Annotated in this window: 8 protein-coding genes and 1 pseudogene; 3 read left to right on the top strand and 6 right to left on the bottom strand. The window is 68.0% G+C overall.

Features of this window, described 5'->3' with window-relative positions; translation table 11 throughout:
• Positions 1-45: 45 nt before the first annotated feature.
• The gene (locus VFS34_00505) at positions 46-1,041 is read right to left on the bottom strand and encodes a fatty acid desaturase (protein ID HET9792911.1); all 996 of its coding nucleotides are present in this window, start codon (positions 1,039-1,041) and stop codon (positions 46-48) included.
• Positions 1,042-1,082: 41 nt separating this feature from the next.
• On the opposite strand from VFS34_00505, the gene VFS34_00500 reads away from it, so the two are divergent.
• Both VFS34_00500 and VFS34_00495 read left to right on the top strand, forming a co-directional pair.
• Positions 1,083-1,439, top strand: coding sequence for a DUF2203 domain-containing protein (locus VFS34_00500; GenBank protein ID HET9792910.1), 357 nt, complete (start codon positions 1,083-1,085; stop codon positions 1,437-1,439).
• Between the two features lie 49 nt (positions 1,440-1,488).
• Complete coding sequence (locus VFS34_00495) at positions 1,489-2,826, top strand: amidohydrolase family protein (protein HET9792909.1); 1,338 nt, start codon at positions 1,489-1,491, stop codon at positions 2,824-2,826.
• A 72-nt stretch (positions 2,827-2,898) separates the two neighbouring features.
• On the opposite strand, the gene VFS34_00490 is transcribed toward VFS34_00495, so the two are convergent.
• From VFS34_00490 to VFS34_00475, 4 genes are read right to left on the bottom strand one after another with little or no spacing between them, the layout of a single operon-like run.
• Complete coding sequence (locus VFS34_00490; GenBank protein ID HET9792908.1) at positions 2,899-3,279, bottom strand: cupin domain-containing protein; 381 nt, start codon at positions 3,277-3,279, stop codon at positions 2,899-2,901.
• Entirely contained in the window at positions 3,276-3,761 is a 486-nt protein-coding gene (locus VFS34_00485; GenBank protein ID HET9792907.1) for a nuclear transport factor 2 family protein, read from the bottom strand. The genes VFS34_00490 and VFS34_00485 overlap by 4 nt, the downstream gene beginning before the upstream one ends.
• Positions 3,762-3,768: 7 nt before the next feature.
• Positions 3,769-4,068: a hypothetical protein gene (locus VFS34_00480; GenBank protein HET9792906.1), complete on the bottom strand. Its 300-nt coding sequence runs from the start codon at positions 4,066-4,068 to the stop codon at positions 3,769-3,771.
• Positions 4,065-5,108 carry an LLM class flavin-dependent oxidoreductase gene (locus tag VFS34_00475; GenBank protein ID HET9792905.1) on the bottom strand — a complete coding sequence of 348 codons (1,044 nt, stop codon included), beginning with the start codon at positions 5,106-5,108 and terminating at the stop codon, positions 4,065-4,067. The genes VFS34_00480 and VFS34_00475 overlap by 4 nt, the downstream gene beginning before the upstream one ends.
• A gap of 86 nt (positions 5,109-5,194) precedes the next feature.
• Between VFS34_00475 and VFS34_00470 the strand changes: the two genes are divergently transcribed.
• Positions 5,195-5,401 carry a CsbD family protein gene (locus VFS34_00470; GenBank protein HET9792904.1) on the top strand — a complete coding sequence of 69 codons (207 nt, stop codon included), beginning with the start codon at positions 5,195-5,197 and terminating at the stop codon, positions 5,399-5,401.
• 219 nt (positions 5,402-5,620) lie between these two features.
• On the opposite strand, the pseudogene VFS34_00465 reads toward VFS34_00470, so the two are convergent.
• Positions 5,621-5,936: pseudogene (locus tag VFS34_00465) on the bottom strand (oxidoreductase).

The following is a 5,936-nucleotide window of genomic DNA, read 5'->3' as shown; positions in this document are numbered from 1 at the left end:
CCGGCGGCACGAGCCCGCCCGGCTCGATGCATCGCCGGCGCTTGCTCAAGCGAGATCCCAGTCCGTGTGGGGCTTTTTGTTCCGAACGATGTAGTCCCAGAACAATCCGCCGTAGCTCCGCTCGACGTGGTGGATCGAACGGAAGAACGGGGTGAGCAGGCGGTTCAGCCGCGGGAGGTTGTAGAGCGGCACCGAAGGGAAATAATGGTGCTCGAGATGGAAGTTCGAGTTCACGTAGGCGAAGTTCCAGAACCACGAGCTCTTCATCAGCGTGCCCCACTTGGCGGGGTCCTCGCGGTCGATGTCGTAGTGCTGCCCGAGCCGGTTCAGCGCGAACGCGACCGGAAAGACGAGCAGGTACGGGACGAGGTAGACGCGCGCGGCGACGCCGAAGCCGGCGAAGATCCAGATCGACGCCACGATTGCGAGATGGAGCAGGACCGTCGCGTTGCGCTCCCGCCGGATCGTCCGCTGGAGCTCCGCCGGATACGTCCGGGTCTCCTCTTTCGCGGCGCGGAAATAGATGAAGAAGAGCGCCGGCGTGAAATAGAGGATCTTGAGCCACCTCGCGTTGATCTTCGGGGAAAGCCGGTGCCGCTTCGGATCGGCGGTTTCCGACCCGAGCTCGGCGTGATGCGTGAGATGCCAGCGGGAAAATTGCGACGCGGAGATCCCCGACGGAAAGGCGTAGATCAGGCCCAGGATGCGGTTGGCGCGGTCGTGGCGCCCGGTCCAGACGTCGTTGTGGACGACGTCGTGGAGGAGAACCGTGAAGTTGAACAGCGTGAATCCGGACACGATCGCGGCCGGAATCCAGACGAGGGGGTTCGGGAACCGCGCCGCCGCCCAGGTCGCCGCCGCCAGGATCGCGACCTGGCGGATCGCGATCCCGAAATGCCGCGCCGCGCTTTTCCGGTGGAGGCGCTTCAACTCCTCGTGCGGAACTTCCCGCGCGAGCCGTGCGCGAAGCTCCGCGCTGTGCCGGGCCCAGTAATGGGCTCCCTCGGGACGGGCCTCTTCGACGGGAGCGCGGGCGGCCATAGAGGCCGATTCTCTCATATTTCCGCGATATATTGGACGCGATGAGCGCCTCGCGCCAATCCCGCATCTTCACTTTCGAGGAGGCCCGAAGCCTCCTTCCGCAGGTGCGCGAGATCACCCGCGACGCGATCGAACAGCTCGCCGCGATCCAGCTCGCGATCGACGACACCGAATCCGGCGAGCGAGAGCTCTCCCACGAGGAACTGCAGCGCGCGGCGGCGGAGCTCCTCGACCGATGGGCCGCGAAGATCCGCGAGATCGGCGCGGAAGTGAAGGGACCCTGGCTCGTCGACTTCGATTCCGGCGGAGGCTATTACTGCTGGAAGTGGCCGGAAGAGGGGCTCGATTTCTTTCACTCCTACGAAGAGGGCTTCTCCGGCCGTCTCCCGATTCAATAACGGGCGGCGCGATTCGCACGGTCGCGTTCACCCGCGATAAGCTTTCCGGATGAAGATCCGACAATCGATGCTTCTCCTCGCGGCCGCGTTCGCCGCGGCGCTTCCCCTCCACGCGCAGGATCCGAAGATCACGCTGGCACTCGTCGGCGGACAGATCATCGACGGCTACGAAGGCGCGCCGATCTCCGACGGCGTGATCCTCGTCTCGGGCGACCGCATCGCGGCCGTCGGACGGCGCTCCGCGCTCTCGGTCCCGGCCGGCGTTCCGGTGATCGACACGCGCGGCATGAGCGTTCTGCCCGGGCTCGCCGACATGCACGTGCATTTGATGATCCTCGGGCACAGCGACTACGAATACTGGGACAAGAAATACGCCGGCCGCTTCGCGACGGAGATCATGCCGATCGCGGCGAAGCAGCTCCTCGAGAGCGGAGTCACCTTCGCGCGCGACCTCGGCGCCCCGCTCGACGACATCCTCGCCGTGCGCGGCCGCATCGAGCGCGGCGAGATCCCCGGCCCGCGGATGTTCGTCTCGGGCCCCTTCATCCAGAAGAAGGCGTACAACCCGTGGGAGGAGTCGTATCGGTGGGGGGTCAACGGCGCGGCGGACGCGCGCGCGAAGGTCAAGCGGCTCGTCGACGCGGGCGTCGACATGATCAAGCTGATCGACCAGGACCAGCTGACGGACGACGAAGTGAAGGCGGTCGTCGAAACCGCGCACGCCGGCGGAAAGCCGGTCGTCGCGCACGCGCATCGCGAAGACGAGATCCGGATGGGCCTGAAATACGGGATCGATTCGTTCGAGCACACCGGCCTCGCGACGGAGCCCGGCTACCCCGAGGACATCCTGGCGGGCATTCGCAAGCGCAACAACACGCTCTACTGGTGCCCGACGATCGAGGGCCTGTTCCTCGCCGATTACACCGCGCGCACGTTTCCCGAGCGGTTGAACGACCCCGCGTGGCAGAAGGACATGCCGCCGGAGATGGCGCTCGACATCCGGAGGTCGCTCGAGAACGTCACGCACCTGGACTACTTCACCCTCACCTTCCGGCGGCTCCCGACGCTCGCCCACAAGTTCCAGCAGCTCCGGGAAACGGGAGTCACGCTGCTCGTCGGCACCGACAGCGGCATCCCGGGGAATTTCCACACCGACTCGACGTGGCGGGAGCTCGACACCTGGGTGAAGCTCGGGATGACGCCGATGCAGGCGATCGCGGGAGCGACCCGCTGGCCGGCCCGGTTCCTCCGGAAGGAGAACGATCTCGGCACGATCGCTCCGGGCCGTTACGCGGACATCGTCGCGGTTCGCGGCGACGTCCTGTCGGACATCGCGCTGCTCCAGCACGTCGACGTCGTCGTCAAGGGCGGGAAGAGGATCAGGTAGGAAGTCGCGGGTCGAAAGTCCCGAGTCGGAACCCGCGGCTCGCAACTCGCCGACTCGCGACTCGGCGTCGAATCAGATCGGCTTCGCCTCGTAAGTCCGCTCTCCCCCCGCGGTCCCCGTGTTGACGGTCGTCTTCGGCTCGAAGAGCAGCACGTGGACTTCCTCTTCCGCCGACGGACAGTGCTCGACGCCGCGGGGAACGACGATGAACTCGCCCGGCCCGAGAGAAACCTCTCCGTCGCGGAAGCGGACCCGGAAGACCCCCTTCAGCACCAGGAACATCTCGTCCTCGTTCTCGTGATGGTGCCAGACGAATTCGCCGCGGAGCTTGACGAGCTTCACGTGCATGTCCCCGACTTCTCCGACGATCCGCGGCTGGAAATGCTCGGAGAAGAGCGACAGTTTCTCGGCGAGGTTCACCTTCTGCGGCATCGGCATGGGAACGCCTTTCATTCGGATTTCCCGGCGGGTTGAGGCGCGCTGATCCACCGGGCGATCTTCCACTCCCCATCGGCCTGCCGCCGCCAGACCTCGAAGCTCGGAATTCGCGTCGCGCGCGCCGGGGAGCCCTCCGGAGGGGTCTCCGTCCAAATGTCCCGGACGACGGCGAGGTCGCCGGAGACGATGACCTCGACCACCTGGACGTGCAACCGGCTCCGCGGCGCGGCCGACGCCGGCCGATCGAGGGCCGCCTTTTCCTGCTCCCAGGTGATGTCGGGAACTCCCGGGTACCACCCGACGAGATCCGGAGCCCAGATCTCGAACGCCTTCTTCCGGTCTCCCGAGTTGTAGGCAGCTTCCCAGGCGGCGAGCTTCGAACGAATCGTGGATTCGACCGTCCGGGGGGAATCCGCCGGTCTCTCGGGCATGCCGGACCCGAACGCCGCGGCGCCCGCCGCGAGGGCGAGAACGAACCCCATCGGTTTCATGCGCATGACCGGATTATCGCTTCACGGCCGATTCCTTCAGCCGGTGGCTCGCCGACGAGGTCAGGTCCAACCCGTAGATCTTCTTCAGCTCGTCGATCTTCCTCCGGGTTTCGGGCGAAAACGGGGGTTTCCCGTCGAATGCGTGGAGCACGATCCCCTCGAGCAGGTCGCCGAGCGAGAGCTCGAGCAGGTCGGCGAGCGCCTTCAGCACCTTCAGAATCCTCTTCTCGACTCGGACGCCGGTCTGCACGCGCTCCACCTCGATCGCGGGCGCGCCGCCGGCGCCTCGGCTCTCTCTTCCCGTCTTCGTCACGCGCACTCTCCTTTCATCGATTCGGTCCTGCGCAGGGCCGGGATCACTTCGTCGGCGAGGAGCTCGAGCGTCCGGCGCGCCGACGCATCCGGAAGGTCGCCGAAGCCCGTCCACGCGATCACGCGCCGGATGCCGAGCTCGGCGAGGCGGCAGAGGTCCTCGAGCGCCGCTGCGGGCGTTCCGAGGATCGCGCCGGCCGTCGGCGCCCGATCGTCGAGAGTCCCGGCGGGCGACACGCCGAGCCGGAGCGCGGCCCGGGCTTCCCACGCGAGCGCGCCGCGGGCATCCCGCTCCGCGCGGAACGCCGTCTCCGCGAGCACGACGCGGCGCAGCACCCGGAACCGGGCGACCTCGTCGTCGATGGCGTGCGCCGCGATGCCGAGCTCGCTACGGGCCCGACGGTATGCGGCAATGGTCTCCCCGAGCGCGTCGGGAGCCTGGAGCCCGAGGAGGACGCCGGCGCCCTGCCGGGCCGCCTCGATCGCCGAAGCGGGGCTCGAGCATGCCCGCAGGAACGGCGGGGACCGAAGCGGCCGCGGCCGGAGCGCGAGCGGCGGAATCGTCCAGAACCTGCCGGCCCACCCCGATTCGTCGCCGTCGAGCAGCCGGCGCAGGATCGCCGCGCCTTCCTCGAACCGCGGCCGCCTTTCTTCGAGCGGAACGCCATGGGCGGCAAATTCGAAGGGAGCAAAGCCGGGCCCGAGGCCGACGAGGATCCGGCCGCCGGAGAGATGCGTCAGCCAGGCGATCTCTTCGGCCAGGCGGAGCGGGTGGTGGAGCGGAACGACGGCGACCGCGAACCCGATCCCCACCCGCCGGGTGCGCGCGGCGACCGCGGCCGCGTATACCGAGGGAGCTCCGACGAGACCGAACGACGAGGCGTGGTGCTCCGCGATCCACACGGAATCGAACCCCCGCTCCTCCGCGAAGACCACGTCTCGGAGGGCCCCGTCAATCACCTCGCCGTCAGGTCGATCCTCGGGAGCGGGGAGGAGCTGAAAGAGGCCGATCTCGAACGGCCGAGCGGACGGCTGGTACATATGTACCATTATACCACGGAGCGAGAGGCGCGCCGCTGCCGCCGGGCTGGCACGGCCCCTGCTCCGCTCCCACGCGGGAGGTCACCATGGCCAATCGGGACGAAGTCCGAGGAAAGACGGAAGAGCTGAAAGGACGGATCAAGGAGGCGGCCGGAGTCGTCACCGGCGACCGCCGGCTCGAAGACGAAGGCGAAGGTCAGCGCCGCGAGGGGGAAGCCGAGCACGACCTCGGCCGCGCCCGCCGCAAACTCGGCGAAGCGGTCGAGGATCTCGGCGACCGCATCAAGCGCTGACCCCTCGCGGGAGCCGGCTCGGGAGAGGGGGGCGCGTGACGGCGGCGCGTCGATCCGGCCAAGACGAGGATCAGTTCTCGATAACTTGAAAGCACGCCGAGACGGGTTGGAAGACGGGCGCGGATGCCCGGCCGGCGGGCAAGGCGTACTGGCGATCGTACGTCGCGCTCGACGGCCGGGCGTCCGCGTCGCGTATAACGACCCGTATCGGCGTGCCGCTCAGTCCTTGGCTCGAAGGTATTGTTCCGGCCACGCGACATCCGCCCCCAGCGCCTTCGCCGCGTGGAGCGGCCAGTACGGATCGCGGAGCGCCGCGCGTCCGAGGAAGACGGCATCCGCCTTTCCCGAGGCCACGATCTCCTCGGCCTGCTCCGGCTCGGTGATCAGGCCGACGGCGCCGGTGGCGATTCCCGCCTCCTTCCGGACCCGCGCCGCGAACTCCACCTGGTAGCCCGGCCCCGTCGGAATCTTCACTCCGGGAACGATCCCGCCGCTCGATCAGTCGATCAGGTCGACCCCCGTCTCCGATAGCGCG

The organism is Thermoanaerobaculia bacterium, assembly GCA_035717485.1.
GTDB lineage: Bacteria > Acidobacteriota > Thermoanaerobaculia > UBA5066 > DATFVB01 > DATFVB01.
Note: the sequence above shows the minus strand (reverse complement) of the source record. Positions and strands in the feature narration are given on the sequence as shown.